We start from the raw sequence: 24,684 nt of genomic DNA, 5'->3' as shown, positions 1-24,684 counted from the left end.
AGACGGGCTCTACGGAACGAGCACGGCCTTGCCGACGACGGTGCGTTCCTCGATGAGCTTGAAGCCCTTGATCCAGTCCGCGAGGTCGTAGGTCGCGGCGACCGTGGCCTTGAGCCTGCCTTCGACGAACCAGCGGGTCAGGTCTCGCTGGGCGTCGGCCACCATGGCGCGGCGCGTGGCAAGCGCTGCTTCCTCCTTGGGCGAGGGAGTTCCTTTGCCGCCCCAGCCATTCCAGTAGCCGTAGTAGAAGCCGATCACGGTCACGTTCTTGACCAGCAGGATATTGGCCGGGATCTGCGGGACGGTGCCGCTGGCGAAGCCCATCGGGATGATACGGCCCTCGGGCGCCACGCAGCGCAGCGACGCGTCGAACGCCGAACCGCCGACCGGATCGTAAATCACATCGGCGCCGCGTCCGCCCGTCAGCTCCAGCACCTTGGTGCGTATGTCTTCCGAACGGTAGTCGATCAGGTGGTCGGCACCGGCTTCCTGCGCGGCCTTGAGCTTGTCGGCGCCACCGGCACTCGCGATCACGACGGCACCCATCGCCTTGCCGACCTCGATGGCAGTCAGGCCCGAGCCGCCGCCGGCCCCGTGGACCAGCAGCACTTCGCCGGGCTGCATCGCCGCCTTCCACTTCAGCGCGCCGTAGGCGGTGGGATAGAGCGTCGGAAAGTTGGTCGCCTCGGCATAGGGCAGTTGCTCGGGGATCGGGATCAGGTTGGCTGCGGTCGCGACGGCATATTCGGCAAAGGCGCCCTGGCTGACGCCAGTCGCGATGCGGTCGCCGACCGCGACGTTGCTGACGCCCTCGCCCAGAGCCACGACATGGCCCGCGAGTTCGTTGCCCGGCACGTAAGGCAATGGCGGCTTGTTCTGGTGCTTGCCTTGCACGCCCAGCATCGCGGCGAAACTCACGCCGGCGGCGCGCACGCGCACCAGCACCTCGCCGGCCTTCGGCACGGGCTGCGGGATGTCCTCGATCTTCAGATTCTCGATCGGACCATAGGCATGACAGACCAGCGCCCGCATCTTCGTTTCCTTTACTTCTGCGCTACTTCTTGAACTGGCCGTGCCGGCCTTCGCCCTTGGCGAAGCGCGCCGCACCGCTTTGCGATTCCTGGCGCCGCGCTTCCAGCGACAGCTCCATCTCGCGCTGGATCGCGGCCGCCTGGTCGCGGTCGAAACTCTCATAGGCCGACTGGCGATCCGACGTCATGGCGATCGGTGGGAAGCCCGCGATCTGGAGGGCGAGCTTTTCTGCCTCGGCGCGCGTCGTGCCGCGCGCCACCTTGCGGGTAGCCAATCCAATGGCGATGGCTTCGTCGGCGCCGACCGCGCGGCCGGTCAGCAGCATGTCCATGGCGCGCCCCTGGCCCACAATGCGCGGCAGGCGCACGGTCGTGCCATCGCTCATCGGAACGCCCCAGCGGCGCGAGAACACGCCGAAGGAGGCGGTTTCGTCGACGATGCGGATATCGCAGAACAACGCCACGCCCAGCCCGCCGGCACAGGCATGGCCTTCGATGGCGGCAATCACGGGTTTGCTGAGCTGTGCGCGCAACGGCCCGTCCGCGCTGCCGGCCCAAGGGAAATAGTCCGTGCCGCCGCCCAGCTCCTTGAGGTCGGCCCCGGCGCAGAAGGCGCCCCCGGCGCCGGTCAAGACGGCGACTTTCGCCTGCGGGTCGGCTTCGAAGGCACGCAGCGCATCGGCAAGAGCGTGTGCCGCTTCGTTGTCGAGGGCGTTCTTGGCCTGCGGCCGGTTGATGGTGATCGTCGTGACCGGGCCCTGGGCCTCGACCATGATTTTGGGGGTACTCATGGCACCGTCTTATCTAACGGTCGCGAGTTCGTCTTCAAGCTGGGCGTTGGACCGCCTCGGTGTGCGGAAGTACCACCAGTTTTTCTGCGGGGTCCATTTTTCCTTGCGGGCCGTGCCATGGCCCCAGACACAACGCTTGAAGTCGCGCGTCGCTGCCGTGAAGGTCTTGTCGGCTTCATCTAGCTTCAGCGCGTGGTCACCCATCTCCTCGCGGCTGAACATGGGCAGCGCTTCGAGGATCAACTCGCGCACGTCGACGTCGTTCAACCAGTTGTCGAGATCGAAATTGTAACCCTGCCGTTCGAGATCGGCCGCGAATGTCGTCCATTGGTCGATCAGCTCGCAGAGGTCAGCTACGTCGGGAGGGCCGGGAGGGGGAGGAGGCTTCATCCGCGTCCTCGCTCGGCCTGTCGGCGATAGTATCGCTCGCCATCGTTCGGTTTGAAGAAAGTGCGGATCACGCCATTTGGATTGAAGGCGATGAACGCCCCGGTCTGCTTGTCGAAGCGGGTCGTCACCCCGTCGGCGCGCACTGTCTCCAGGATCGGACCGCCTGCACGGGCGTCGCGCAGCAGCTGCGCCTGCCTCAGATAGTCTTGCTTGGTGATCCGGCCAAACTCCGCCCCATGCTTCTCGAAATGCTCGTCGAGACGCCGCGAGTCTGCAAAACCGACACTGGCGCCCCAGCCGCCGGTATTCGAGACGGGCTCTCGTGCCTCTGCAACGGTGGCATTGCGCGCAGCGTCTCCGGCACTGCGGTCGCCGACCTGGAACCAGTAGAGAAAGATCGCGACCGCCGCCAAGGCGGCCGTCAGGAGACGACGCCACGGCAGGCCGCCGGTGCGGACATTCATTTCGCTATTGTGCGCCACCCTTGAACCACCGCGCAATCATGCGGCGCTCTGCGTCGGTGATCTCGGTCAGATTGCCGGGGGGCATGACCCGCGAGGCGGCGGCCTGCTGGTTGATGGCGGCGGCCAGGGCGCGGATCTGCGACGGCGTCTCCAGGAGGATGCCCTTGGGCGGCGCCAGGAAGCCTTCCTGTGTGGGCTTGGCGGCATGGCAGGAAGCGCAGCGGGCCTGAACGATGGGCTGGACCTGATCGAAGGCGACCGGCCCGCCGCCATCGGCGCTCGGTCGCGGCAGGGCGAGCAGGGCGGTGAAGGCGATGAACACGAAGCCCGACGCCAGCACCAGCGGATTGGCATTGCCCTTGTGGCGTTGCACGAACCAGACGCGGATCAGCGCGCCCGCCACCGAGATCAGGATCAGCAGCACCCAGTTCCACTCATGGCCGTAGAGGCCGGCATAGTGGTTGCTGATCATCGTGAACAGCACAGGCAGCGTAAAATAGGTATTATGGACCGAGCGCTGGCGACCCCTCAGGCCGTATTTGGGATCGAGCGGCCTTCCTTCCTCCTTGGCCTTCACCATTTCGCGCTGGCCCGGAATGATGACGAAGTAGACGTTGAGCACCATGATCGTGCCCAGCATCGCGCCGAAGTGGATGTAGGCGCCGCGGCCGGAAAAGATGTGGCAGAGCGCCCAGGCGGAGGCGATGCAATAGAGGAAGAGCAGGCCGCCCAGGACGGCATCGTCCTGGCCCAGGGCAGAGCGGCAGAGCCAGTCGTAGACCAGCCAGCCCAGGACCAGGAACCCCAGCCCGATGGCGATCGCGGCGGGCTTGCTGAGGTCCATGACCGAGGGATCGATCAGGGCGACTTCCGCACCGTAATAGTAGACGAGGCACAGCAGGAAGAAGCCGGTGATCAGGGTCGTGTAGGCTTCCCACTTGAACCAGTGCAGTTCGGGCGGCAGGCGCTCGGGCGCCAGGGCGAACTTCTTGGCGGTGTAGAAGCCGCCGCCATGGACCGCCCAGACTTCGCCGCCGATGCCCTTGGCGATGTCGGCCGGATCGAGCGGCTTGTGCAGATGGTTGTCCAGCCAGATGAAGTAGAAAGACGCTCCGATCCAGGCAATGCCCACGATCATGTGAGCCCAGCGCAGCAGCAGATTCAGCCAATCGACGATAAACGCAGCGTCCATGCTTCCTCGTAGCGCCTTGCCGGGCGGGGTCTCAAGGCGGTAAATCGCCCATTCACAGTGATTCGAACGATTTCAAGGGGAAATGCAATGACGGCTCTGGACCTTCCGGCGGGTGTTTCGATCGACGGCGCGATGAAGCCCGGCTTCGAAAAGGTGCTCACCAAGGAGGCTGTCGCGTTCATTGCCGACTTGCAGCGCAAGTTCAACGATCGTCGCGAGGAGTTGCTGGCCGCCCGCGTCGAGCGCCAGAAGCGGCTCGATGCCGGGGAAAAGCCGGACTTCCTGCCGGAAACGGCGAAGATCCGCGAGAGCGACTGGACGGTGGCGCCGTTGCCCAAGGACATCCTGGACCGCCGCGTCGAAATCACCGGGCCGGTCGATCGCAAGATGATCATCAATGCGCTGAACTGCGGCGCCAACGTCTTCATGGCCGACTTCGAGGATGCCTCGACGCCGACCTGGGCCAACATGGTCGAAGGCCAGTTCAACCTCGCCGACGCGGTGCGTCGCCAGATCGACTATGTCGATCCCAACAGCGGCAAGGCCTACAAGCTGAACGACAAGACCGCCGTGCTGTTCGTCCGTCCGCGCGGCTGGCACCTGCTCGAGAAGCACGTCACGGTCGATGGCAAGCCGATGTCGGGCTCGCTGTTCGATTTCGGCCTCTATTTCTTCCATAACGCCAAGGAAGCGCTGTCGCGCGGTACCGGGCCGTACTTCTACCTGCCGAAGATGGAGAGCCATCTCGAAGCGCGGCTGTGGAACGACGTGTTCGTCCATGCCCAGGACGCGCTCGGCGTGCCGCAGAAGTCGATCAAGGCCACGGTGCTGATCGAGACCATCCTCGCTACCTTCGAGATGGACGAGATCCTGTGGGAGCTGAAGGACCATTCGGCCGGTCTGAACTGCGGCCGTTGGGACTACATCTTCTCCTTCATCAAGAAGTTCCGCGAACAGGAGTGGGCGGTGCTGCCGGATCGCGGCACGGTCGGCATGACCTCGCACTTCCTCCGCTCCTACAGCCAGCTCGTCATCAAGACCTGCCATCGCCGCGAGGTCCACGCGATGGGCGGCATGGCGGCGCAGATTCCGATCAAGAACGATCCGAAGGCCAATGACGAGGCGATGGCCCGCGTGCATGCCGACAAGAAGCGCGAGGCCGGCGACGGCCACGACGGCACCTGGGTCGCTCATCCGGGGCTCGTGCCGATCGCCAAGGCCGAGTTCGATGCGGTGATGAAGGAAGCCAATCAGATCGCGCGCAAGCGCCAGGACGTGAACGTCACCGCGGCCGACCTGATCCAGATGCCGGCAGGCCCGAAGACCGAGGCCGGCCTGCGCCAGAACGTGGCCGTAGGCATCGGCTACGTCGAGGCCTGGCTGCGCGGCATTGGCTGCGTGCCGCTGTTCAACCTGATGGAAGACGCCGCCACCGCCGAGATCAGCCGCGCGCAGGTCTGGCAGTGGGTGCGCCACAACCAGAAGCTCGACGACGGCCGCGCCATCACCAAGGAGCTGGTGCGCGAGATCGTGCGCGAGGAGAACGACAAGGTGAAGGCGCAGATGGGCGAGGAGAACTACGCCAAGGGTCGTTACGAGGATGCCGCCCAGCTCATGATCGACCTGGTCGAGCAGCCGCAATTCTACGAGTTCCTGACCCTGCCGGCATACGACCGCATCATTGCCGACGAGAAGAAAGCTGCGGCCTGAGGGACGGACAATGGTTAACAACGTTTACGACGTCACGTCGGCCGGCAAGGCGGACGCGCCGGCGATCGGAGCCCCGGGACGCCCCTGGCTCAGCTATGCCGGTCTCAAGAAGCTCACCGACGACACGCTCGCCGCGTTGAACGGTGTCGGCATCGGCCGCGGCGATCGCGTCGCCATGGTCGTCCCGAACGGCCCGGAGATGGCCTCGTCGTTCATCGCCGTCGCTTCGGGCACGACGTCTGCGCCGCTCAATCCCGCCTATCGCGCTGACGAGTTCGAGTTCTACCTCGAAGATCTCAAGCCCAAGGCCGTGATCGTGCAGCAGGGCATGGACAGCCCCGTGCGTGCGGTCGCCGGCAAGGTCGGTGTGCCGATCGTAGAACTGGTGCCGACAGCCGACGCGCCCGCGGGTACCTTCACGCTCGACGTCTCGGCGCTGAGGCCTGCCAAGGCGGCCAAGCCCGGCACGTCGGTAGGCGAGGAGATCGCCCTGGTGCTGCATACGTCGGGCACGACGGCCCGACCCAAGATCGTGCCGCTGTCGACGGCGAACCTCGCGGCGTCGGCGCGTCATATCGGCAAGTCGCTGGCGCTCACGCCGGCCGATCGCTGCCTCAACATCATGCCGCTGTTCCATATTCACGGTCTGATCGCGGCGACGCTTTCGTCGCTGGGCGCGGGCGCTTCGGTGTCGTGTACGCCGGGCTTCAACGCGCTGCGCTTCTTCGCCTGGCTCGAGGAAGTGAAGCCCACCTGGTACACGGCCGTGCCGACCATGCATCAGGCAATCCTCGGCCGCCTGCGCAGCCATGTGAACGCGGCCAAGGCCGCCAAGCTGCGCTTCATCCGCTCCTCGTCGGCCTCTCTGCCGCCGCAGGTCATGGCCGAACTCGAAGCCGCCTTCGACTGTCCGGTGATCGAGGCCTACGGCATGACCGAAGCCAGCCATCAGATGGCGTCGAATGCGCTGCCACCCGGCAAGCGCAAGCCGGGCGCGGTCGGCCTGCCGGCCGGCCCGAAGATCGCCATCATGGACGATGCCGGCAACATGCTGCCGCAGGGCACGATCGGCGAGGTCGTGATCCAGGGGCCGAACGTGACGGCGGGCTACGACAACAACCCGGACGCCAACCTCAAGGCCTTTGCCAACGGCTGGTTCCGCACCGGCGATCAGGGCCGCTTCGACGAGGACGGCTACTTGTTCCTGACCGGCCGCCTGAAGGAGATCATCAACCGTGGTGGCGAGAAGATCAGCCCGATCGAGATCGACGTCATCCTGATGGATCACCCGGCGGTCGAGCAGTGCGTGACCTTCGCCATCCCGCATCCCAAGCTGGGAGAAGAGGTGGGCGCTGTCGTCGTCCTGCGCGGCGGCACTGAATGCACGGAGCGCGAGTTGCGTGATTTCGTGGCCAAGCACGTCGCCGACTTCAAGGTGCCGCGCAAGGTCGTGTTCGTGACCGAGATCCCGAAGGGCGCGACCGGCAAGCTGCAGCGTATAGGCCTTGCCGCCAAGCTCGGCCTCGGTGAAGCGACGGCCTGATGGAGAAGCCGTGACCTCGATCTGCGTTTTCGGCGCCGGCGCCATCGGCGGCTTCATGGCCGCCAAACTCGAGATGGCCGGCACGCCGGTCACAGTCGTGGCACGAGGTCCGCATGGCGATGCCCTGCGGACCAAGGGCCTGACCCTGCTGAGCGAGGGGCAGAAGTCCGTCACGCGGCCGCGCGTGGCGGCCGATCCCAAGGAGATCGGCCCACAGGACTATCTGGTGCTGACGCTCAAGGCACATTCGCTGTTGCCGGCGATGGCGCAGCTCGAGCCGTTGATCGGGCCGAACACGACCATCGTGGCAGCCATCAACGGCGTGCCCTGGTGGTACACCTACAAGCTTGGCGGTGAGTTCGACGGCCGGCGCATCGAGTCGGTCGATCCCGAAGGCAAGCTCACCGCCGGGCTGCCGCCCCCGCAGGTGCTGGGCAGCATCGTCTATCCGGCGGCCGACGTGGTCGAGCCGGGCGTCATCGAACATACCTACGGCGATCGTTTCTCCCTCGGCGAGCCCGACGGCAGCCGCAGTGAGCGCGCGACCAAGTTGTCCGAGCTGATGATCAAGGCGGGCCTCAAGGCGCCGGTGCGGCCGCGCATCCGCGACGAGCTCTGGGTCAAGCTCTGGGGCAACATGGCGTTCAATCCGCTGAGTGCGCTCACCACGGCGACGCTCGACCGGCTGATCTCCGAGCCCGGCACGCATGCCGTCTGCCGCGCACTCATGGTCGAGGGCCAGCAGGTGGCCGAGAAGCTCGGCGTGAAGTTCGCCATCGGCGTCGACAAGCGCATCGCGGGCGGTGCCGAGGTCGGCGCCCACAAGACGTCGATGCTGCAGGATCTCGAACGCGGCCGCCCGCTCGAAATCGAAGCGCTGTTGGGCGCCGTGGTGGAGATGGCCGAATGGGTCGGCGTCGACATGCCGATCGGCCGAACCGTCCTCGCGCTGGTGCGCCAGCGCGCCGCAATGCGCTGAGAGGGCCGACATGGACGAGAAGATCGATCTCGTCTTCGATCCCGACAATGAGCGCGCAGCCACTTATGTGCGCGACCGTCTCTCGATGTTCAATTCGAGCCGGACGGGCAAATCCGACTACTATCCCTGCTACATCTTCCTGAAGGGCGAGAGGAACGAAACCCTCGGCGGCCTGCTGGGCTACATCTGGGCCGACTGGTTGTTTGTCTCCATCCTTTGGGTCGACGAGGCGCTGCGCGGCAAGGGCCATGCGACGCGTTTGATGGATGCCGCCGAGGATTACGCCCGCCATCGCAACTGCCATTCCGCGTATCTCGACACGCACTCCTTTCAGGCCAGGCCGTTCTACGAGAGGCGTGGCTACGAACTCTTCGCCACGCTCGACGACTTCCCGCCCGGCCACCAGAAATTCTTCCTGAAGAAGACGCTGACGAAGTAGCGAGAAGCCGAAGCTCCTCGACGCTTCACTCCGCGCCCTGAAGCTCGGCGCGGACGGCGGCGGAGGAGTGTGCGAACAGAAGCCGCGCGCCAGCTTCGGCCGCGCTCGCATCGCCAGACCTGATCGCGCGTTCGATGATCCGCCAATCGTTGGCGGCTTCGCGGCGGCGTTCGGCTTTGAGAAAGCTCGTGGCGCGTCCTCGGATCATGCGCCAGCTGCTGATGTCGGAGAGATGATCGTACAGCGCCGGCAGCCGGCCGTTGCCGCTGGCATTGATCAACAGCGTTTGGGCGGCGACGGAACGCTCCGAGAAAGTCTGCGCGGGCGTGTCGGGATCGGCGGCAAGCCGCTCCATCTCGCCGGTGAGTTCCGCGAGCTTCTCGCGGGGCGCCGCGGGATCGAGCGCGCAGTTGCGCGCGGCGATCGCCAGCAGGGCGGCCCGGATCTCGAAAAGATGGAAGACGTCGTCCTTTGCGAAGGGGGCCACGCGCGCGCCGAAGCGCGGGACCTGCTCGACATAGCCGAGCTTGGCCAGCGCGATCAGCGCCTCGCGGACGGTGGCTCGGCTGACGGCGTGCTCTTCCGCCAGCGCGATCTCCTTCAGCCGCTCACCCGCAGGCAGGCGGCCGGACATGATGTCCTCGAGAATCTTCTCGGCCAGAAGTTCGGGAAGGGATTTGACAGCTTTGCCGAGGGGAATCGGCGCTTGGGGAGCGGTAGGGGACACGGCGTGACCCTATCACAATTCGTCAAATTGATTATTGTCAGACAATCGACAGTCGGCAATAGTGTGACAACGCGAGGAGGTAACGCATGAGCACGCTTCAGGTGAAGCCGATCGGGTACGCGCTGGGGGCTGAAGTCACAGGCGTGGAGCTGCGCCGGCCGATCGAGCCGGCCTTGAAGGACGCCATCAACGAGGCGTGGCTGCGTCACCTGGTGCTGGTGTTTCCCGGCCAGGATCTTTCGACGACGGAGCAGATCGCCTTCTCACGGTGCTTCGGCGAGCTCGACAAGCACGAGTTCCAGCCGCGCTACACGCACCCGGATCATCGCGAGATCCTGATGATCACCAACAAGCTCGTCGACGGCAAACCTTCGGATACCCGCAACACCGGCCGCAACTGGCACACCGACCTGACCTTCACGCCGCGGCCCGCCAAGGGCGCGCTCCTGCTCTGCCGGGAAAGGCCGCCGGTCGGTGGCGATACGATGTTCGCCAACATGTACCTCGCCTACGAGACGCTGAGCGCCCGTATGCGGGCTTTCATCGACGACATGGAGGCGATCCACGACGCCTCGCTGGTCAAGGGACTGGAGCAGCGCGATCCGGAGAAGGTCGCAGAGCTGAAGCGCCGCAATCCGCCGGTGGCGCACAGGATCGTGCAGACGCACCCGGAGACCGGGCGCAAGTCGTTGCTGGTCGGGCAGCGCATCCGCGGCATCATCGGCCTGTCGGATGGAGAGAGTGCGGCGCTCCTCCGCTTCCTGAACGAACACGCCGAGTCCCCGGAGTTCACGTATCGCCACCGCTGGACCGTCAACGATCTGGTGATGTGGGACAATCGGTGCACGCAGCACATCGCGTTGCCCGATTTCGATCAGCGTCAGCCGCGCCTGATGCTGCGCTGCTCGCTCCAGGGCGAGACGACTGGCCGTGTCCTGGAGCCTGCCGCGACGCGCACCGACGACCGCGAGGCGTTGATGCAGATGCTGGCTGCGGTCGCCTGAAAAACCAATAAACCGGAGGAATCACATGACGACGAGACGTGGGCTCATAGGGGGCCTGACGGCGGCTGCCGCCGTTCTGGCTGGTGGGCGTTCGACATTCGCAACGCCGGACTATCCGACCAAACAGATCAAGGTGATCGCACCGTTTGCGCCCGGCGGCGCGACGGACACCTGTGCGCGCATTGTCGCCCAACGGCTGGGCGAGCGCTGGGGCAAGCCCGTTGTCGTCGAAAACAAGACCGGGGCGTCCGGTTCCATCGGCGCCGCCGCGGCCGCTCAGGCCGCACCCGACGGCCACACGCTGCTGCTGGGCACGGTCGGCACGAGCGCCACCAACGCGCATCTCCTGCCCAACATGCCCTACGACACGCTGAACGACTTCACGCCGATCAGCCTTTTCGCGACGGTCGCGATGCTGGTCGTCGTCCATCCCAGCCAGCCAATCCATTCGATTGCCGAGCTGATCGCCTATGCGCAGAAGAACCCCGGCCGCCTCAACTGCGGGACTGCGGGCATCGGCTCGTCGCCGCATCTCGCGGCGTTGCTGTTTGAGAATCTGGCCAAGGTGCGCTTCGAGCATGTGGCCTATGCCGGCGTCGCGCCGATGATCCCCGACATCCTGCAGAATCGCGTGAACATCTCCCTGGGCGATGCGAGTTCCTTCCTGCCTCACGTGCGCAGTGGCGCATTGCGAGCGATCGGCGTCACCACGGCGACACGGTTCGAGGGGCTGCCGGACGTGCCGACGGTCGCCGAAGCCGGCGTGAAAGGCTACGAGGCGTCGGCCTGGTATGGCGTATTGGGCCCAGCCAAGCTGCCTCCCGCCATCGCCGCCAAGCTCAGCGGCGACGTCGCGGCGATCGCGCGCATGCCGGAGGTCAAACAGCAACTTGCGCCGCTGGCCGCCACGACCGTGGGCAGCACGTCGGACGAATTCGCAGCGTTCATCCGCGCCGAGTACGAGCGGTGGGGCAAACTGATCCGCGACAGCGGCGTGCAGGTGAAGAAGCCGAGTTAGCGCCTATCTCGCGCCCAGCTCTCTCAATTTCTTGTCTATCGACAGGAGATCCCACCAGCTTTGCCGTTTGCTGGCCGGGGTGCGCAGCAGATAGGCCGGATGGAAGGTCGGCAGCGCCGGCACTTCGGTGCCGTCGTCGAGGCGCAGGGTTGCCCACTTGCCGCGCAGACGCGTGATGCCCTCGGTCGTGTCGAGCACCGCCTTCACGGCCGTGCCGCCCGCCAGCACCACCAGCTTCGGCTTGGCGAGTTCGATGTGACGTCGCGTGAAGGCGAGACAGATCGCCTGTTCCGCCAGGGTCGGCGTGCGATTGCCGGGCGGGCGCCAGAAGAGAATGTTGGTGATGTAGAGGTCGCGCTCGCGGCTCATGCCGATGGCGTCGAACATGCGGTCCATGAGCTGGCCGCTCACGCCGACGAACGGCTTGCCCAGCCGGTCCTCGTCGGCCCCCGGCGCTTCGCCCACGATCATCACCGGCGCGCCGACGACACCGTCGGCAAATACCGTGTTCTTGGCCGTACGCTTCAGCGCGCAGCCTTCGAAGGCGCGCACCGCTGCTTCGAGTTCGGCGACGCTGGTGGCCTTTCGGGCAACCTCGCGGGCATCCTCGACGAGCTGCGGCGATTCGAGGGGGATCGGCGCGCGTTGAGGCAGTGGCGCAGCGGGGCGGATCGGTGTCGGCGCCGATGGCATTGCAGCCGGTGCAGCCAAGGGAGCCACGGAGGCAGCCGGTGGCGGCAAGGCGAAGCGGTCGATTGCCTCTTCGCCGATTGCCTCGTCGAGACCCTGATCGACGTACCAGCGGAGCAGGGCTGCCGCCGCATCAGGTGCCAGGGACAGCTCGGTCACGATGTGGGGCCTCAGGGCAGGCGCTTCAGGAAGGCGCCGAGAATCGGCGCCCACAGGGCGGCATCGGCATGGCTCGCCATATGGCCCTTGTTGGACGGCAGCTCCACATAGGTGACGTCGACTCCGGCCTTGCGCATGTCGCTGACATAAGCGGGCGACAGCGCGATGTCGAACAGCTTGTCGGTCGGAGACTGCACATAGAGCACCTTGGTGCCCTTGAGCTTGGCATAGTCGCCGGTGATGTCGATGGTGCCGATGGCCCGGCGCAGCGCGATCATCGAATGGCCGTCGTAGATTTGGGACCATGCCTGCGCGTTGGCACGGATCGCCGCCTCGCGCGCCTTGGGATCGGGCATGGTCTCGGCCAGGATCTCGTTCTGGCCGTAGTTCATCAGCGTCTCGAAGCGAATCTCTTCGAGGGTGCGGGCGATGCCGCCATTCTCGTAATACCAGCCGCCATTCCAGTTAGGGTCCGAGGCCAGCCGTTTCTGCAGGCTTTCCAGCCGGTCCAGCCCGCCTGGCGAGCGCGGCGCTGTCACCGAAGGCACGATCGCCTTCATGAAACCGGGGTAGGAGGCGGCCCACTGGAACGACTGGAAGCCGCCCATGGACGGCCCGATCACCGCCACCAGGCTCTTCAGCCCGAGCGAATCGATCAGGAGCTTCTGGCTGCCGACGATGTCCCGCATGGTGATCTCGGGAAAGGTCGGGCCGTAGGGTTTGCCGGTGCGCGGGTCCGTGCAGTTCGGCCCTGTGCTGCCATGTGCCGAGCCCAGCGCATTCACGGAGACGACGAAATAGCAGTCGGTGTCGACCGCCTTGCCGGGGCCGATCAGGCCGTCGAACCAGCCGACCGAACCCTCGGGAACGCCACGCCCCTGCTTACCAGGGGCATTTTTGCCTGCTGCGTGATGACTCGAGGTGTAGCCATGCACGACCAGAATGGCGTTGTCCTTGGCCGGCGAGAGCGTTCCGTACGTTTCGTAGGCAAGCTCCAGAGTGGGCAAAGTCTGGCCACTTTCGAGGCGATAATCGCGTGCAGAGAAGATCTTGCTCTCGATATCGGTCAACTCTGCCACGGGAATTCCCCCTCTCAGCGGGTGGCGATCCTGCCCCCGACAGGCTATCTAGAATCGAAGGATTGCCGCCCGACAGGCGCGCGTCCATCAGGAAAAGGCACTGCAGAGCGAGACAGGTATGACGCGCGAGGCGATGGAATATGACGTTGTGATCGTGGGCGGCGGTCCGGCCGGGCTGTCGGCGGCGATCCGCTTGAAGCAGCTCGCGGCAGAGCGAAACCACGAAGTCTCGGTCTGCTTGATCGAGAAGGGTTCGGAAATCGGCGCCCACATCCTGTCGGGCGCAGTCGTCGATCCGATCGGTCTGAACGAGCTCATTCCCGACTGGAAAGAGAAGGGAGCGCCGCTCGAGACGCAGGTTACCGACGACCAGTTCCTGTTCCTGACCAAGAGCGGTTCCTACCGCTTCCCCAATTTCCTGCTGCCGCGGCTGATGAACAACCACGGCAACTACATCGTGAGTCTGGGCGATGTCTGCCGCTGGCTCGGCCAGCAGGCCGAGGCGCTGGGCGTCGAAATCTATCCGGGCTTTGCCGCGGCCGAAGTGCTCTACAACGACGACGGTTCGGTGAAGGGCGTCGCCACCGGCGACATGGGCATCGCCAAGGACGGCACCCACAAGGACAGCTACACGCCGGGCATGGAACTGCATGCGAAATACACGCTGATCGGTGAGGGCGTTCGCGGTTCGCTGGCCAAGCAACTGATGGCCAAGTTCGACCTGCGCGACGGCGTCGATCCGCAGAAGTTCGGCATCGGCATCAAGGAACTCTGGCAGGTCGATCCCGCCAACTTCCGCAAGGGCCTGGTCGTGCATTCGCAGGGCTGGCCGCTGTCGGAGACCGGCAGCTCGGGCGGCTCGTTCATGTATCACTTCGGCGACAATCTGGTCGCCATCGGCCTCGTAGTTCATCTCAGCTACGAGAACCCCTACCTCTCACCGTTTGACGAGTTCCAGCGCTTCAAGACGCACCCCGATGTCGCCAAGTACCTGAAGGGCGGCAAGCGACTGGTCTACGGCTCGCGCGCCATCAACGAGGGTGGCGTACAGTCGGTGCCCAAGCTCACCTTCCCGGGCGGCGCGCTGATCGGCTGCTCCGCCGGTTTCGTCAACGTGCCGCGCATCAAGGGCAGCCATAACGCCGTGAAGAGCGGCATGCTGGCGGCCGAGGCGGCTTTCGAGGCGCTGGCGGGTGGCAAGACCGGCGGCGACGAGTTGATCGCCTATCCGGTGAAGCTCAAGGCGTCGTGGATCTGGAAGGATCTCGACAAGGTGCGCAACGTGAAGCCCGCCCTGAAATGGGGCACGACGCTCGGCACGCTCTATGGCGGCATGGACATGTGGCTGCACGATCTCGGTATCCGCTTGCCGTGGACCTTGCGCCATCACAAGGCCGATCACGAATGCCTCCGGCCGGCGAGCGAATTCCAGCCGATCCAGTACCCCAAGCCCGACGGCGTACTTTCCTTCGACAAGCTCTCCTCGGTGTTCCTGTCGAACACCAATCATGAGGAGGACCAGCCGGTTCATCTGAAGCTGCGCGATCCCTCGATCCCGATTGCGGTCAACCTGCCGCTTTACGCCGAGCCGGCGCAACGCTACTGCCCGGCGGGCGTCTACGAGGTGGTGACGGCCGACAACGGCCAGCCGCGCTTTCAGATCAACGCGCAGAACTGCGTTCACTGCAAGACGTGCGACATCAAGGATCCTGCACAGAACATCGACTGGTCCGTGCCCGAAGGGGGCGGCGGGCCTAACTATCCCAACATGTGAGACGCATGCGACGCATTCCTCTTGCGCTGCTCTCCGCAGCGCTGCTGTCCCTCTTCCCGCTCGCCGGCCAGGCCCAGCAGGGCAACCGGCCGCAAGCCAAGCCGTCGCAGACTCAACCCGGTGTCCGCCTTCAGCCGACTTCGTTGGCGGGCCGCTACCTGGCCGCCCGCGTCGGCGAACAGGGGCACGACTACGACATTGCCTCCGATCAGATGGATCAGGCGCTGGCGCTGACGCCCAACGATCCGGAAATGATCTACGCGGCCTTCCGGCTGCGCGTGTATGCCGGCCGGATCGACCAGGCGGCGCAGCTCGCACCTGCAGTTCTTGCGACGAGGCCGGGGGATGGTTTCGCCAACCTCGTTCTGGCTGTCGAGGCGATCAAGAAGGGCGACTATCGCGGCGCCGAGCGCCAGTTGGGCCGCATCGGGGCCGAGAACCAGCTTGGTGCGCTGCGCGAGTATGTGTTGGCTTGGCTGAAGGCCGGGGAGAAGGACTTCGCGTCGGCCCGGGCCCATCTTGCACGTCTCAGGCCTGCTGCGGGCGAGCGGGCGGAAGCGCCGGCGCTGGTTATTGAAGCGCAGATCGACGAGCTGGCGGGCGACAAGGCCGCGGCCGAGGCGAAGTATCGCCGTGCCATGACGCTCGACCGCAATGGTCTGCGGACGACGGTCGCGGTGGCCGAGGGGCTGCGCCGGCTCGGCAAGGATGCCGATGCGCGCGAACTCCTGAAGAACTATGCCGAGAAGTACAGCGACGCCGTTGTCGTCGATGCGCTGATTGCACCCAATGCGCCGATGCCCAAGCCGCCGTCGCCGGCAGCCGGCATTGCGGAAATCCTGTTCGACATTGGCGGCATCCTCGCTGCGGATCAACGCAACCAGCGTACGGATCTGGCGCTAATCTTCTACCAGCTCGCCACCGCCCTGAAGCCGGAGCAGGACTTCGCCTGGCTGATGATCTCGGGCCTCTACGAGCAGTTCCGCCAGGTCCCGAAGGCCGTCGCGGCGCTTGGCAAGATCGGGCCCAACTCGCCGCTCTACTGGCAGGCGCGGTTGCGCACGGCCGCGCTCGACGCCCAGGAAGACAAGCTCGATCAGGCGGTCAGCCGGCTGCGGGCTCTGGTGGCGGAGAAGCCCGCCCGGATCGACGCGGCCCTTACGCTGGCCGACTTGCTGCGCACCAAGGAACGTTATGCGGAGGCCGTTACGGCCTACGACACGGCGATCTCGCGCCTGCGCAATCCCGAGGAACGCCACTGGCAGGTCTACTTTGGCCGCGGCATCGCGCTTGAGCGCACCAAGCAGTGGCCGAAGGCCGAGCTGGACATGAAGAAGGCGCTCGAGCTTTCGCCGGAGCAGCCCTACGTCCTGAACTATCTCGGCTACAGCTGGATCGACCAGGGCATGAAGCTCGAGGAAGGCATGAAGATGCTGGAGCGGGCCACCGAGCTTCGGCCGGACGACGGCTCCATCACCGACAGTGTCGGCTGGGCCTTCTATCGCCTCGGCCAGTACGACAAGGCGGTCGATTGGCTGGAACGGGCGACCGAGCAGAAGGGCGAGGACCCGACGATCGCCGAGCATCTCGGCGATGCCTATTGGCATGTCGGCCGTCGCCGCGAAGCGCGCTTTCAATGGGAACGCGCCTCGAATCAGAAGCCTGAAAAGGATCGCGTGCCGATCATCCAGGACAAGCTCACGAACGGGTTGAACTCCGGCAACGACAAGCCGACGGTCTACGAGAAGGCTGCCGATTCCAAGCAGGGTGGCTGATCGCGCCGTGCCGCTCGCCCGAGCGAAGGTCAATCTGTGGCTGAACGTCGTCGGCCGACGGACTGACGGCTACCACCTGCTGGACTCCCTGGTTGCCTTCACCGATCTCGCCGATGAAATCGACGTGAGCGCCGCCCCCGACCTGACGCTCGAAATTGCAGGGCCCGGTGCCGGCTCACTCCGCGGCGAGGCCGATAACCTCGTCCTGAGAGCTGCTCGCCTGCTGGCAGGCCGTGCGGGATTGGCGCCGCGGGCCGTCCTTCGTCTCACCAAGCATATTCCCGTCGCCGCAGGGCTGGGCGGCGGTTCGGCCGATGCGGCGGCGGCGCTGCTGGCCCTGGTCGATCTGTGGCGGGTGGCGATGCCCGAGGAGGAACTGTTCGATCTGGCGGCCGAACTCGGCGCCGACGTGCCCATGTGCCTGGCCGGCAGACCGGCACTGGTTGCGGGTGTCGGCGAGCGTCTTGCGCCGGCGCCCCGGATGCCTCCCTGTGCCATCCTGCTGGTCAATCCGGGACTGCCCTTGCCGACGCCCCAGGTCTTCGCCGCGCGCCAGGGCAGCTTCTCGGCCGAACGCCCGGCGCCCGGAGGCTGGCCCGATCTCGCAAGCTTGGGCCGCGAGATCGCCGCCCGCGGCAACGATCTCACCGACGCCGCTGTCTCGCTGCGGCCCGAAATCACGAGTGTCCTGCAGGCCCTGAGGGGCAGCCAGGGAGTTGTTCATGCCGCGATGAGTGGCAGTGGCGCGACCTGCTTTGGCCTCTATGAAACCGTCGAGGCGGCGCGGCATGCTGCCGCGACCCTGCCGTCCTCCTGGTGGCGTCACGCCGGCCAGCTCGCGACGAGCTGACCTTTAAGGCTTCCCTGTCGTTCCAGAGCGCCGACGCTGCATCATCGAGTCGAACAACGCCTTGCTGGGCTCCCCCGTGATCTTGAGGCCGGCCGTTTTCTCGTAGTCACGGATCGCCGTGCGAGTCATCGGGCCGATTACGCCGTCAGGCGTGTCGCGCAGCAAATTGAGCTCGAACAGCAGCGTTTGCACGGCCTTGATCTGGTCGGCAGGCGCGGGCGGCCAGGTGGCATCGGCGGGCAGAGTAGGCCGCACGATATCCGCGGAGGTCGGGGGCGGCGGCGGGGGCTCGGGCCTGCCGATGTCGATTGTGTTTGCCGGCGGCTCGGCCTTGGTTTCCGCCGCGGCGGCCGCCACCTTCTCCTCGGCCTTCGGCGGCAGCGGCAGCGGCGAATTCGTGACGACGTCGCGATTGGCCAATGCCGCACGCATCGCGGCGTACAACTCCTTGCTGGGCTCGCCGGTTTCCCGCACGCCTGCGGTCTTCTGGAAGGCGCGGATTGCGTTGCGCGTCATCGGCCCGAGAGCGCCGTCCGGCGGATCGCGCAACAGCTTGAGGTCGAACAGGGCCTGCTGAATGGCCCTTACTTGCTCGGTGGCCGTTTGAGGCCAGCCGGGTGGATCGATGCTGGCGACTTGCGGCGGCGTCGGCTGCAGTCCGCTGGATTGCGGCAGCGAAGCGGGCTTGGGCGGCTGCAAGGCTTCGACGATCTGCTTGAACTCTTCCTGTCCGACCTGCTGTGCGCGCTCCAGCTCGGCGGGCGTGAGAAGGCGCTGCAGGGTCTGCGCGCGCTGCCCCGAAGTCTTGGAGAGCGGCGTTTCCTCGCCCTTGTTCATCTGGCGGTCGAGTTCGGAGGCGATGGTGAACCAGGCCAGGGCGACTGCCTGATCCTTCGGTGCGGCATCGCCGCGTTCGTAGATGTCGCCCAGGGTGAACATCGAAGCGACCATGCCCTGGCGTGACGCCGAGCGCAGCAGCTCGACAGCTTCCTTGCCGTTGCGGGCGGCGCCCTTGCCGTCGCGCAGCAGCAGGGCGAGGTTGTGCTTGGCCATCGGCAAGTCGGCCTCGACGGCCTTGCGATACCACTCGATGGCCTTGCTGGAATCGCGTTCGACGACGAAACCGCGCTCGTACATCACGCCGACATTAAAAGCCGCCTGCGTCGAGCCTGCCTGCGCCGCCCTCAGGAGCCAGCCGGCACCGGCCTGAGCATCCTTGGTGACGCCTGCGCCCTGCAGCAGCCGGCGCGCCAGCTCCTCCATAGCCAGAATCTCGTTGGCTTCCGCCCGGGTCCGCAGTTCCCGGATCGGCATCGCCTCCCAATCCGTCTTCGCATCGGCGGGCTTCAGTTCGGCAGCCTTCGTATCGACGGGCCTTGCTTCCTCAGCCTTTGCGTCGACGATCTTCACATCGACAAGGGTCGCGTCGCCGAAGTCGGCGCTGGTCGGCGGCGGTGGCGCACTAAGCGGCGGATCGACCTTGGCGACCGCCGCAGGTGTGGCGGCGTGCGCCGGATCCGCGGCGTTTGCGGCAACGGGCGACGCCCCGTAATTCGCTGGCCGCGTCAGCCAGGCGCCGCCTGCGGCCGCGGCCACAAGCACGACGGCAACCCCCGCCAGTACGGGGGGCCGTTTCAGGATGGCAAGCGGAGGGGGCCGGTCCGTGGTTCCGGTCATCGCTGGAGAATAGCCGAGACTGGCCGCTGCGGAGAAGCCATCGCGCGGTGACGGACGACGATCAGGGTGGTCAAAAGGAGTACCGCGCCGGCCTGATGTGCAGTCGCAATGCCGATATCGACGCCAGTCAGGATCGTGGCGATTCCGAGACCGAGCTGCAGGAAGGCCATCAGGCCGGCGGCCATCGTCTCGGGACGCGGCGCGCGCCAGGCCATCACCAGCACGCCCAGCACCAGAAGCTTGGCCAGCCAGCGATGGACGAACTGGATGGTCGTGCCGTTCTCGAAGAGGTTGATCCACCAGGGCGAGAGATCGAACAGGCCGGGCGGTATCCAGTGGCCCGACATGGTCGGGAAGGTGCTGTGTGCAGTGCCCGCGCGCAGTCCGGCCATGAACGCGCCCCAGGTCAGCACGACGAACAGGAAGCCGATGAGGGCGGTGGCCTTGCGCCGCGTCTTAGGATCGTCCCGGCGTGCCGACTGCGGTCCCAGTTCGAGGATCAGCCAGACCGTGTAGGCATAGAGGGCGATGGCGAGCAGGAGATGGGCTGCCAGGCGATAGTGACTGACCGACGGCCGATCGATCAGGCCCGACGCCACCATGGCCCAGCCAAGCGCACCCTGCAGTCCCCCTGCCACCAGCAGGGCGAAAAGCCTGGGCTTCAGATGTGCGTTAAGAGCGCCCCGCCACCAGAACCAGGCGAGCGGCAAGGCGAAGACGATACCGATGAGTCGTCCCCACAGGCGATGAATGTACTCCAGCCAGAAGATCTCTTTGAATTCGCCGACGGTGAAGGAATGATTCACCAATCGTCCCTGCGGCGAGGAAAGATACTTCTGCAGCTCGGCCTGCCATGCCGCATCGGAGAGCGGTGGCAGCCAGCCCGTGACCGGCCGCCACTCGACCATGGACAGGCCGGACTCGGTGAGGCGCGTGAGCGCGCCAATCACGATCATGAAGAAGATCATCGCCGCAACGACGATCAGCCAATTGCGCACGGAAGGAGGAACGGGCTGCATCGAGGCGGACCATGCGTGAAGCGGGCTACGCCGTCATCTGGCATAAATGTCGCTAATCGGCGACATGACTTGCGATGCCTTGCGCTTCCGGGGCACCTTGTTTAACGGTTCGTGCACGAACCATTTCCCCTCGCCTCATCCGGATATTTGGTAATGACTTCGTTCCCGCTGGCCCCGCCGGTTCCCTTCGGGCTCAGCTTCAATGACTTCTACGATCGCGAGGGACTGAGTCGTCTCGATGCCGCGTTCGTCGCTTGGCTGAAAGACGCCAGCATCGATCTCCATGCCCGCCTGATGATGGCGCGTGCGACTCCCGAAGCACTGGCGGTCAAAGACGAATCGAATCTGCTGATCGAGCTGGCGCGACCGCTTGAGGATTTCGTCGGCATCCTGTTCGGCGTCGGCGAGGAGGTCGCCGCCTTGCGCGGCCGGCACAGCCGCCTGGCGCCGCTGTACGATTGCAAGCGGCTCTTCGTGCAGCGCTACGTCACGCGCGCCATCAAGCCCGATGCTGCAGCGGTGCTCGACGGTGCGAGCGTCACCGCCAACATCGCTCTTCGCATCGACCCGTCTGCCGACTTGGAGGAATGGGAGCTCGCCTTCGCGCTCGCGGTTCGCGATCTCGTCGGAGCGGAGTTCAAGGTCGAAGCGCCGACACCGCAGATTACGGCGTTCGCGGAGTACGCTGCCTGGGCGCTGCACCATCCCGAAGGCAAGAAGCGTCATCGCGACGGGCCGCTGTTCAAGGTGCCGCACAAGCTCGACTTCGAGCACCTTGTGCCGATCGAGACCGAGACGGTCGACGGGGTCATCCGCATGAAGCTGCCGCGGCCGCTGCTGCGGCATCGCGAAGGCTTTGCGCTCACAGATCAGGGTTTCGATCTCGTCCGCACCCTTGATCAGGCAAACTACTGCATCTGGTGCCACAACCAGGGCAAGGACAGTTGCTCCCGCGGCTTGCGGGACCGCAAGACCGGCGCGTTCCAGAAGTCGCCCTTCGGCGTCACGCTCGCAGGCTGTCCGCTCGAAGAGAAGATCTCGGAGATGAACCTCCTGAAAGCGGAAGGTTTCTCCGTCGGCGCGCTGGCAATCGCCGCCGTCGACAATCCGCTGCTGGCGGCAACCGGCCACCGCATCTGCAACGATTGCATGAAGGCCTGCATCTATCAGAAGCAGGAGCCGGTCGACATCCCGCAGATCGAGACCCGCACCTTGAAGGACGTGCTCGGCCTCTCTTGGGGCTTCGAGATCTACTCGCTGCTGACGCGCTGGAATCCGCTCAACCTGCGCCGCCCGATTCCGCGTCCTGCGACGGGGCGCACCGTGCTGGTCGTCGGCCTGGGCCCGGCGGGCTTCAACCTCGCGCATCATCTGATGAATGACGGCCATACGGTGGTCGGCATCGACGGACTCAAGATCGAGCCCCTGCCCGAGGCGCAATCCGGCGTGGCGATGGATGGCACGCGCGTCGAGTTCCAGGCGGTGAAGGACGTTGCGGCCTTGCGCGAAAATCTCGGCGAGCGCGCGATGGCCGGTTTCGGCGGCGTCGCCGAGTACGGCATCACCGTGCGCTGGGACAAGAACTACCTGAAGATGGTGCGGCTCCTGCTGGAGCGGCGCGCCGAGTTCTCGATGTTCGGCGGCGTGCGCTTCGGCGGCACGGTGACGGTCGAGAGTGCGTTCGCAATGGGCTTCGACCATATCGCGCTCTGCGCCGGCGCGGGCAAGCCCACCGTGCTCGATCTGCCGAACGGCCTGGCGCGCGGCGTGCGCGCGGCGTCGGATTTCCTGATGGCGCTGCAGCTCACGGGCGCGGCCAAGAAGGAGTCCATCGCCAACCTGCAGATCCGCCTGCCGGTGGTGGTGATCGGCGGCGGACTGACGGCCATCGATACGGCAACCGAATCGCTTGCCTACTATCCGTTGCAGGTCGAGAAGTTCCTGTCGCGGCATGAAGCACTGGTCGCCGAGCGCGGCGAAGCGGCAGTGCAAGGCAACTGGACGCCGGAAGAACGCGAGATCGCCGGCGAGTTCATTGCGCACGCCAAGGCGATCCGCGCCGAGCGCGAGGCGGCGGCCCGCGAAGGCCGTGAACCTGCGATTGCCAAGCTGGTGAACGGCTGGGGTGGCGTGGCGCTGGTCTATCGTCGCCGTCTGATCGATTCGCCGTCCTATACGCTGAACCACGAGGAGGTGCTGAAGGCGCTCGAAGAGGATATTCGCTTCGTCGAAGGCCTCTCGCCGGTGGCGGTCGAGGTCGATGCGGTCGGCCAGGCCAAGGCGCTGAAGGTTGCCGGCGAGCAGAACGGCGCCAAGGTCGAGGCGACTCTGCCGGCGCGCACCATCCTGGTGGCGGCCGGCACGCAGCCCAACACCGTGCTGGCGCGCGAGGATGCCACGCACGCCTTCATCGACGGCAAGTACTTCCGCGCCCTCGACGAGGAAGGAAATCCGGCAACGCCCGAGCGCGTCGCCAAGCCGGCCGACGTGCGGGTGCTGATGTACCGCCATGCCGACAACCGCTTCATGTCGTTCTTCGGCGACCTGCATCCTTCGTTTGCCGGTAACGTCGTGAAGGCGATGGGTGGCGCCAAGCAGGGCTATCCGGTGCTGACGCGCGCCATGGCGGCGTTGCCGGCGCCCAAGCGGACACCGGCCGAGATCGTGAACGAGGTCAATCGGCAGTGGCGCGCCCGCGTCGTGCGCGTCGATCGGCTGACGCCCACCATTGTCGAGGTGGTCGTCGAGGCGCCCGCCGCGGCGCGCAACTTCGAGCCCGGCCAGTTCTATCGCCTGCAAAACTACGAGGCGCGGTCGCTTCAAAGCGAAGGCACATTGCTCACCATGGAAGGCTTGGCGCTGACCGGGGCCTGGGTCGACAAGGACAAGGGCCTGCTGTCGCTGATCGCACTGGAGATGGGCGGCTCGTCCGATCTCTGCGCGATGCTGAAGCCCGACGAACCCGTCATCGTCATGGGGCCGACCGGCGCGCCGACCGAGATCGAACCGGGCGAAACGGTCGTGCTGGTGGGCGGTGGCCTGGGCAACGCGGTGCTGTTCTCTATCGGCCAGGCCTTCCGCAAGGCCGGCAGCAAGGTGCTCTATTTCGCGGGCTACAAGCGGGTGATCGACCGTTACAAGGTCGAAGAGATCGAGGCGGCGGCCGATGTCGTCGTCTGGTGCTGCGACGAGGAGCCGGGCTTCGCGCCGGGCCGGCCGCAGGACAAGGCGCTGGTCGCCAACATCGTCGAGGCGATGCGCCGCTATGCGTCGGGCGAACTGGGCGACCAGCCCATTCCCTATAGTGCGGCGGATCGCATCGTGGCCATCGGCTCCGACGGCATGATGAACGCGGTGCGGCTGGCGCGGCACAACGCACTGAAGCCCTACCTCAAGGCCGATCATCGCGCGCTGGGTTCGATCAACTCCCCTATGCAATGCATGATGAAGGAGATCTGCGCCCAGTGCCTGCAGCTCCATAGGGACCCGGTGACCGGCAAGGAGAGCGTCGTCTTCTCCTGCTTCAACCAGGATCAGGAGCTGGACCGTGTCGACTTCGCAGGATTGCGCCAGCGGCTGCGCCAGAACTCCGTGCAGGAGAAGATCGGCGCGCTCTGGATCGATCGCGCGCTCAGAAAGATCGGCGCACGCTAAGGCGTGCGTACGAACCTGAACAGCACTTTATCCTGGCTGTAGTAGCGGAGCTGATCGACCACTTTCGGGAAATACTCGCTGCCCACCGTCACCGGCATGAAGGCATCGAGGTCGAGCGGGCGGACACCGACCGTGAAACCTGCTGCCGAGAAGGCCTTGGCGACATTGTCGAGCGAGTGATCGTAGATCGGGATCGACGAGGTCTCGCTGATCAGTTTGCGCCAGCGCGACCATACGGCGCTGTCCTTGTGGCAGCCCATGGCGGCGATATAGGCGCCGCCGGGGCGAAGGGCGGCTTTCATGTCGGCCGCATGCGCGGCAAGGTCGGGCAGCAAGTAGAGCACTTCATGGCTGAAGGCGAAGTGGAAGGGGCTGCCGAGCGCGGCCGCACTGTGGCCGACCTTGTAATCGATCGGACGCTGGCCTTTCAGCAGCTCGGCGCGTGCCACCGATTCGCGGGCGATGTCGATGCCGGTGGCCGCGCGAAAGGGATGCCGGTCGTAGAGCATCCGCAGGAAGCCGCCCTGATTGCAGCCATAGTCGAGGATCGTCGCGTCGCGGAGACTGCCGTGAATGGCGACGTCGATCATGCGTCGCCAGATCGGTGCATGCGCGGCGCCCATCGCCTCTTCGTCGGCGGGATTGCGGTTCCAGGTGTGGATCGTGCCGTAGGCCGGGGAGGGTCGTTGCATCGCTTCCTCCTGTTGAGGAAGCCAGCC

At 65.7% G+C, this 24,684-nt stretch carries 21 protein-coding genes; 10 read left to right on the top strand and 11 right to left on the bottom strand.

Going from position 1 to position 24,684, the window contains the following annotated elements; genetic code table 11:
• Positions 1-9: 9 nt before the first annotated feature.
• From BN60_RS18495 to BN60_RS18475, 5 genes are read right to left on the bottom strand one after another with little or no spacing between them, the layout of a single operon-like run.
• Positions 10-1,032 (bottom strand): NADPH:quinone oxidoreductase family protein, encoded by a 1,023-nt coding sequence (locus tag BN60_RS18495; RefSeq protein WP_020697611.1) that lies wholly within the window; start codon positions 1,030-1,032, stop codon positions 10-12.
• A gap of 22 nt (positions 1,033-1,054) precedes the next feature.
• Complete coding sequence (locus BN60_RS18490) at positions 1,055-1,822, bottom strand: crotonase/enoyl-CoA hydratase family protein (RefSeq protein WP_043284082.1); 768 nt, start codon at positions 1,820-1,822, stop codon at positions 1,055-1,057.
• A gap of 9 nt (positions 1,823-1,831) precedes the next feature.
• A complete protein-coding gene (locus tag BN60_RS18485) occupies positions 1,832-2,212 on the bottom strand; it encodes a hypothetical protein (protein ID WP_020697609.1) in 381 nt (126 codons plus the stop codon).
• Complete coding sequence (locus tag BN60_RS29125) at positions 2,209-2,676, bottom strand: hypothetical protein (protein WP_020697608.1); 468 nt, start codon at positions 2,674-2,676, stop codon at positions 2,209-2,211. The genes BN60_RS18485 and BN60_RS29125 overlap by 4 nt, the downstream gene beginning before the upstream one ends.
• A 4-nt stretch (positions 2,677-2,680) precedes the next feature.
• Complete coding sequence (locus tag BN60_RS18475) at positions 2,681-3,868, bottom strand: urate hydroxylase PuuD (protein ID WP_020697607.1); 1,188 nt, start codon at positions 3,866-3,868, stop codon at positions 2,681-2,683.
• Positions 3,869-3,955: 87 nt separating this feature from the next.
• On the opposite strand from BN60_RS18475, the gene aceB reads away from it, so the two are divergent.
• From aceB to BN60_RS18455, 4 genes are read left to right on the top strand one after another with little or no spacing between them, the layout of a single operon-like run.
• Positions 3,956-5,578: a malate synthase A gene (gene aceB, locus BN60_RS18470; protein WP_020697606.1), complete on the top strand. Its 1,623-nt coding sequence runs from the start codon at positions 3,956-3,958 to the stop codon at positions 5,576-5,578.
• A 10-nt stretch (positions 5,579-5,588) separates the two neighbouring features.
• On the top strand, positions 5,589-7,121 hold the full coding sequence (locus BN60_RS18465) for an acyl--CoA ligase (RefSeq protein WP_020697605.1): 1,533 nt from the start codon (positions 5,589-5,591) through the stop codon (positions 7,119-7,121).
• A gap of 10 nt (positions 7,122-7,131) precedes the next feature.
• Positions 7,132-8,100: a 2-dehydropantoate 2-reductase gene (locus tag BN60_RS18460; protein ID WP_020697604.1), complete on the top strand. Its 969-nt coding sequence runs from the start codon at positions 7,132-7,134 to the stop codon at positions 8,098-8,100.
• A gap of 10 nt (positions 8,101-8,110) precedes the next feature.
• Positions 8,111-8,539, top strand: a complete 429-nt coding sequence (locus BN60_RS18455; RefSeq protein ID WP_020697603.1) for a GNAT family N-acetyltransferase — start codon at positions 8,111-8,113, stop codon at positions 8,537-8,539.
• Between the two features lie 25 nt (positions 8,540-8,564).
• Here the strand turns inward: BN60_RS18455 and BN60_RS18450 are convergent, their stop codons facing one another.
• Positions 8,565-9,266, bottom strand: coding sequence for a GntR family transcriptional regulator (locus tag BN60_RS18450; protein ID WP_020697602.1), 702 nt, complete (start codon positions 9,264-9,266; stop codon positions 8,565-8,567).
• Between the two features lie 86 nt (positions 9,267-9,352).
• Between BN60_RS18450 and BN60_RS18445 the strand changes: the two genes are divergently transcribed.
• The gene (locus tag BN60_RS18445) at positions 9,353-10,270 is read left to right on the top strand and encodes a TauD/TfdA dioxygenase family protein (protein ID WP_020697601.1); all 918 of its coding nucleotides are present in this window, start codon (positions 9,353-9,355) and stop codon (positions 10,268-10,270) included.
• 25 nt (positions 10,271-10,295) lie between these two features.
• Positions 10,296-11,288 (top strand): Bug family tripartite tricarboxylate transporter substrate binding protein, encoded by a 993-nt coding sequence (locus tag BN60_RS18440; protein ID WP_020697600.1) that lies wholly within the window; start codon positions 10,296-10,298, stop codon positions 11,286-11,288.
• Positions 11,289-11,291: 3 nt separating this feature from the next.
• On the opposite strand, the gene BN60_RS18435 is transcribed toward BN60_RS18440, so the two are convergent.
• Together BN60_RS18435 and BN60_RS31510 are read right to left on the bottom strand one after the other, a co-directional pair.
• Positions 11,292-12,137 (bottom strand): uracil-DNA glycosylase family protein, encoded by an 846-nt coding sequence (locus BN60_RS18435; RefSeq protein WP_020697599.1) that lies wholly within the window; start codon positions 12,135-12,137, stop codon positions 11,292-11,294.
• 11 nt (positions 12,138-12,148) lie between these two features.
• Positions 12,149-13,216, bottom strand: coding sequence for an alpha/beta fold hydrolase (locus BN60_RS31510; protein ID WP_020697598.1), 1,068 nt, complete (start codon positions 13,214-13,216; stop codon positions 12,149-12,151).
• A gap of 118 nt (positions 13,217-13,334) precedes the next feature.
• On the opposite strand from BN60_RS31510, the gene BN60_RS18425 reads away from it, so the two are divergent.
• Genes BN60_RS18425 through BN60_RS18415 form a run of 3 tightly spaced genes read left to right on the top strand, consistent with a single transcriptional unit; the run spans position 13,335 to position 17,615 of the window.
• Positions 13,335-14,990, top strand: coding sequence for an electron transfer flavoprotein-ubiquinone oxidoreductase (locus BN60_RS18425; RefSeq protein ID WP_020697597.1), 1,656 nt, complete (start codon positions 13,335-13,337; stop codon positions 14,988-14,990).
• 5 nt (positions 14,991-14,995) lie between these two features.
• Complete coding sequence (locus BN60_RS18420; protein WP_020697596.1) at positions 14,996-16,765, top strand: tetratricopeptide repeat protein; 1,770 nt, start codon at positions 14,996-14,998, stop codon at positions 16,763-16,765.
• A complete protein-coding gene (locus BN60_RS18415) occupies positions 16,758-17,615 on the top strand; it encodes a 4-(cytidine 5'-diphospho)-2-C-methyl-D-erythritol kinase (RefSeq protein WP_020697595.1) in 858 nt (285 codons plus the stop codon). Before BN60_RS18420 ends, BN60_RS18415 begins: the two co-directional genes overlap by 8 nt.
• 3 nt (positions 17,616-17,618) lie before the next feature.
• On the opposite strand, the gene BN60_RS18410 is transcribed toward BN60_RS18415, so the two are convergent.
• Positions 17,619-19,292 carry an SEL1-like repeat protein gene (locus BN60_RS18410; protein WP_083856177.1) on the bottom strand — a complete coding sequence of 558 codons (1,674 nt, stop codon included), beginning with the start codon at positions 19,290-19,292 and terminating at the stop codon, positions 17,619-17,621.
• On the bottom strand, positions 19,289-20,311 hold the full coding sequence (locus BN60_RS18405) for a COX15/CtaA family protein (protein WP_020697593.1): 1,023 nt from the start codon (positions 20,309-20,311) through the stop codon (positions 19,289-19,291). Before BN60_RS18405 ends, BN60_RS18410 begins: the two co-directional genes overlap by 4 nt.
• A gap of 153 nt (positions 20,312-20,464) precedes the next feature.
• On the opposite strand from BN60_RS18405, the gene BN60_RS18400 reads away from it, so the two are divergent.
• Positions 20,465-23,965 carry an FAD-dependent oxidoreductase gene (locus BN60_RS18400; RefSeq protein WP_020697592.1) on the top strand — a complete coding sequence of 1,167 codons (3,501 nt, stop codon included), beginning with the start codon at positions 20,465-20,467 and terminating at the stop codon, positions 23,963-23,965.
• Here BN60_RS18400 and BN60_RS18395 read toward each other — a convergent pair.
• Positions 23,962-24,657, bottom strand: a complete 696-nt coding sequence (locus tag BN60_RS18395) for a class I SAM-dependent methyltransferase (protein WP_020697591.1) — start codon at positions 24,655-24,657, stop codon at positions 23,962-23,964. The genes BN60_RS18400 and BN60_RS18395 overlap by 4 nt on opposite strands.
• Positions 24,658-24,684 lie beyond the last annotated feature (27 nt).

It is taken from the genome of Reyranella massiliensis 521 (assembly GCF_000312425.1).
In the GTDB taxonomy this organism is placed as follows: Bacteria; Pseudomonadota; Alphaproteobacteria; order Reyranellales; family Reyranellaceae; genus Reyranella; species Reyranella massiliensis.
Note: the sequence above shows the minus strand (reverse complement) of the source record. Positions and strands in the feature narration are given on the sequence as shown.

Excerpts from the sequence above, each read along its gene's own strand:
- BN60_RS18495 (WP_020697611.1), bottom strand. The coding sequence starts at position 1,032 with ATGCGGGCGCTGGTCTGTCATGCCTATGGTCCGATCGAGAATCTGAAG.
- BN60_RS18490 (WP_043284082.1), bottom strand. The coding sequence starts at position 1,822 with ATGAGTACCCCCAAAATCATGGTCGAGGCCCAGGGCCCGGTCACGACG.
- BN60_RS18485 (WP_020697609.1), bottom strand. The coding sequence starts at position 2,212 with ATGAAGCCTCCTCCCCCTCCCGGCCCTCCCGACGTAGCTGACCTCTGC.
- BN60_RS29125 (WP_020697608.1), bottom strand. The coding sequence starts at position 2,676 with ATGAATGTCCGCACCGGCGGCCTGCCGTGGCGTCGTCTCCTGACGGCC.
- BN60_RS18475 (WP_020697607.1), bottom strand. The coding sequence starts at position 3,868 with ATGGACGCTGCGTTTATCGTCGATTGGCTGAATCTGCTGCTGCGCTGG.
- aceB (WP_020697606.1), top strand. The coding sequence starts at position 3,956 with ATGACGGCTCTGGACCTTCCGGCGGGTGTTTCGATCGACGGCGCGATG.
- BN60_RS18465 (WP_020697605.1), top strand. The coding sequence starts at position 5,589 with ATGGTTAACAACGTTTACGACGTCACGTCGGCCGGCAAGGCGGACGCG.
- BN60_RS18455 (WP_020697603.1), top strand. The coding sequence starts at position 8,111 with ATGGACGAGAAGATCGATCTCGTCTTCGATCCCGACAATGAGCGCGCA.
- BN60_RS18445 (WP_020697601.1), top strand. The coding sequence starts at position 9,353 with ATGAGCACGCTTCAGGTGAAGCCGATCGGGTACGCGCTGGGGGCTGAA.
- BN60_RS18440 (WP_020697600.1), top strand. The coding sequence starts at position 10,296 with ATGACGACGAGACGTGGGCTCATAGGGGGCCTGACGGCGGCTGCCGCC.
- BN60_RS18425 (WP_020697597.1), top strand. The coding sequence starts at position 13,335 with ATGACGCGCGAGGCGATGGAATATGACGTTGTGATCGTGGGCGGCGGT.
- BN60_RS18420 (WP_020697596.1), top strand. The coding sequence starts at position 14,996 with ATGCGACGCATTCCTCTTGCGCTGCTCTCCGCAGCGCTGCTGTCCCTC.
- BN60_RS18410 (WP_083856177.1), bottom strand. The coding sequence starts at position 19,292 with ATGACCGGAACCACGGACCGGCCCCCTCCGCTTGCCATCCTGAAACGG.
- BN60_RS18405 (WP_020697593.1), bottom strand. The coding sequence starts at position 20,311 with ATGCAGCCCGTTCCTCCTTCCGTGCGCAATTGGCTGATCGTCGTTGCG.
- BN60_RS18400 (WP_020697592.1), top strand. The coding sequence starts at position 20,465 with ATGACTTCGTTCCCGCTGGCCCCGCCGGTTCCCTTCGGGCTCAGCTTC.
- BN60_RS18395 (WP_020697591.1), bottom strand. The coding sequence starts at position 24,657 with ATGCAACGACCCTCCCCGGCCTACGGCACGATCCACACCTGGAACCGC.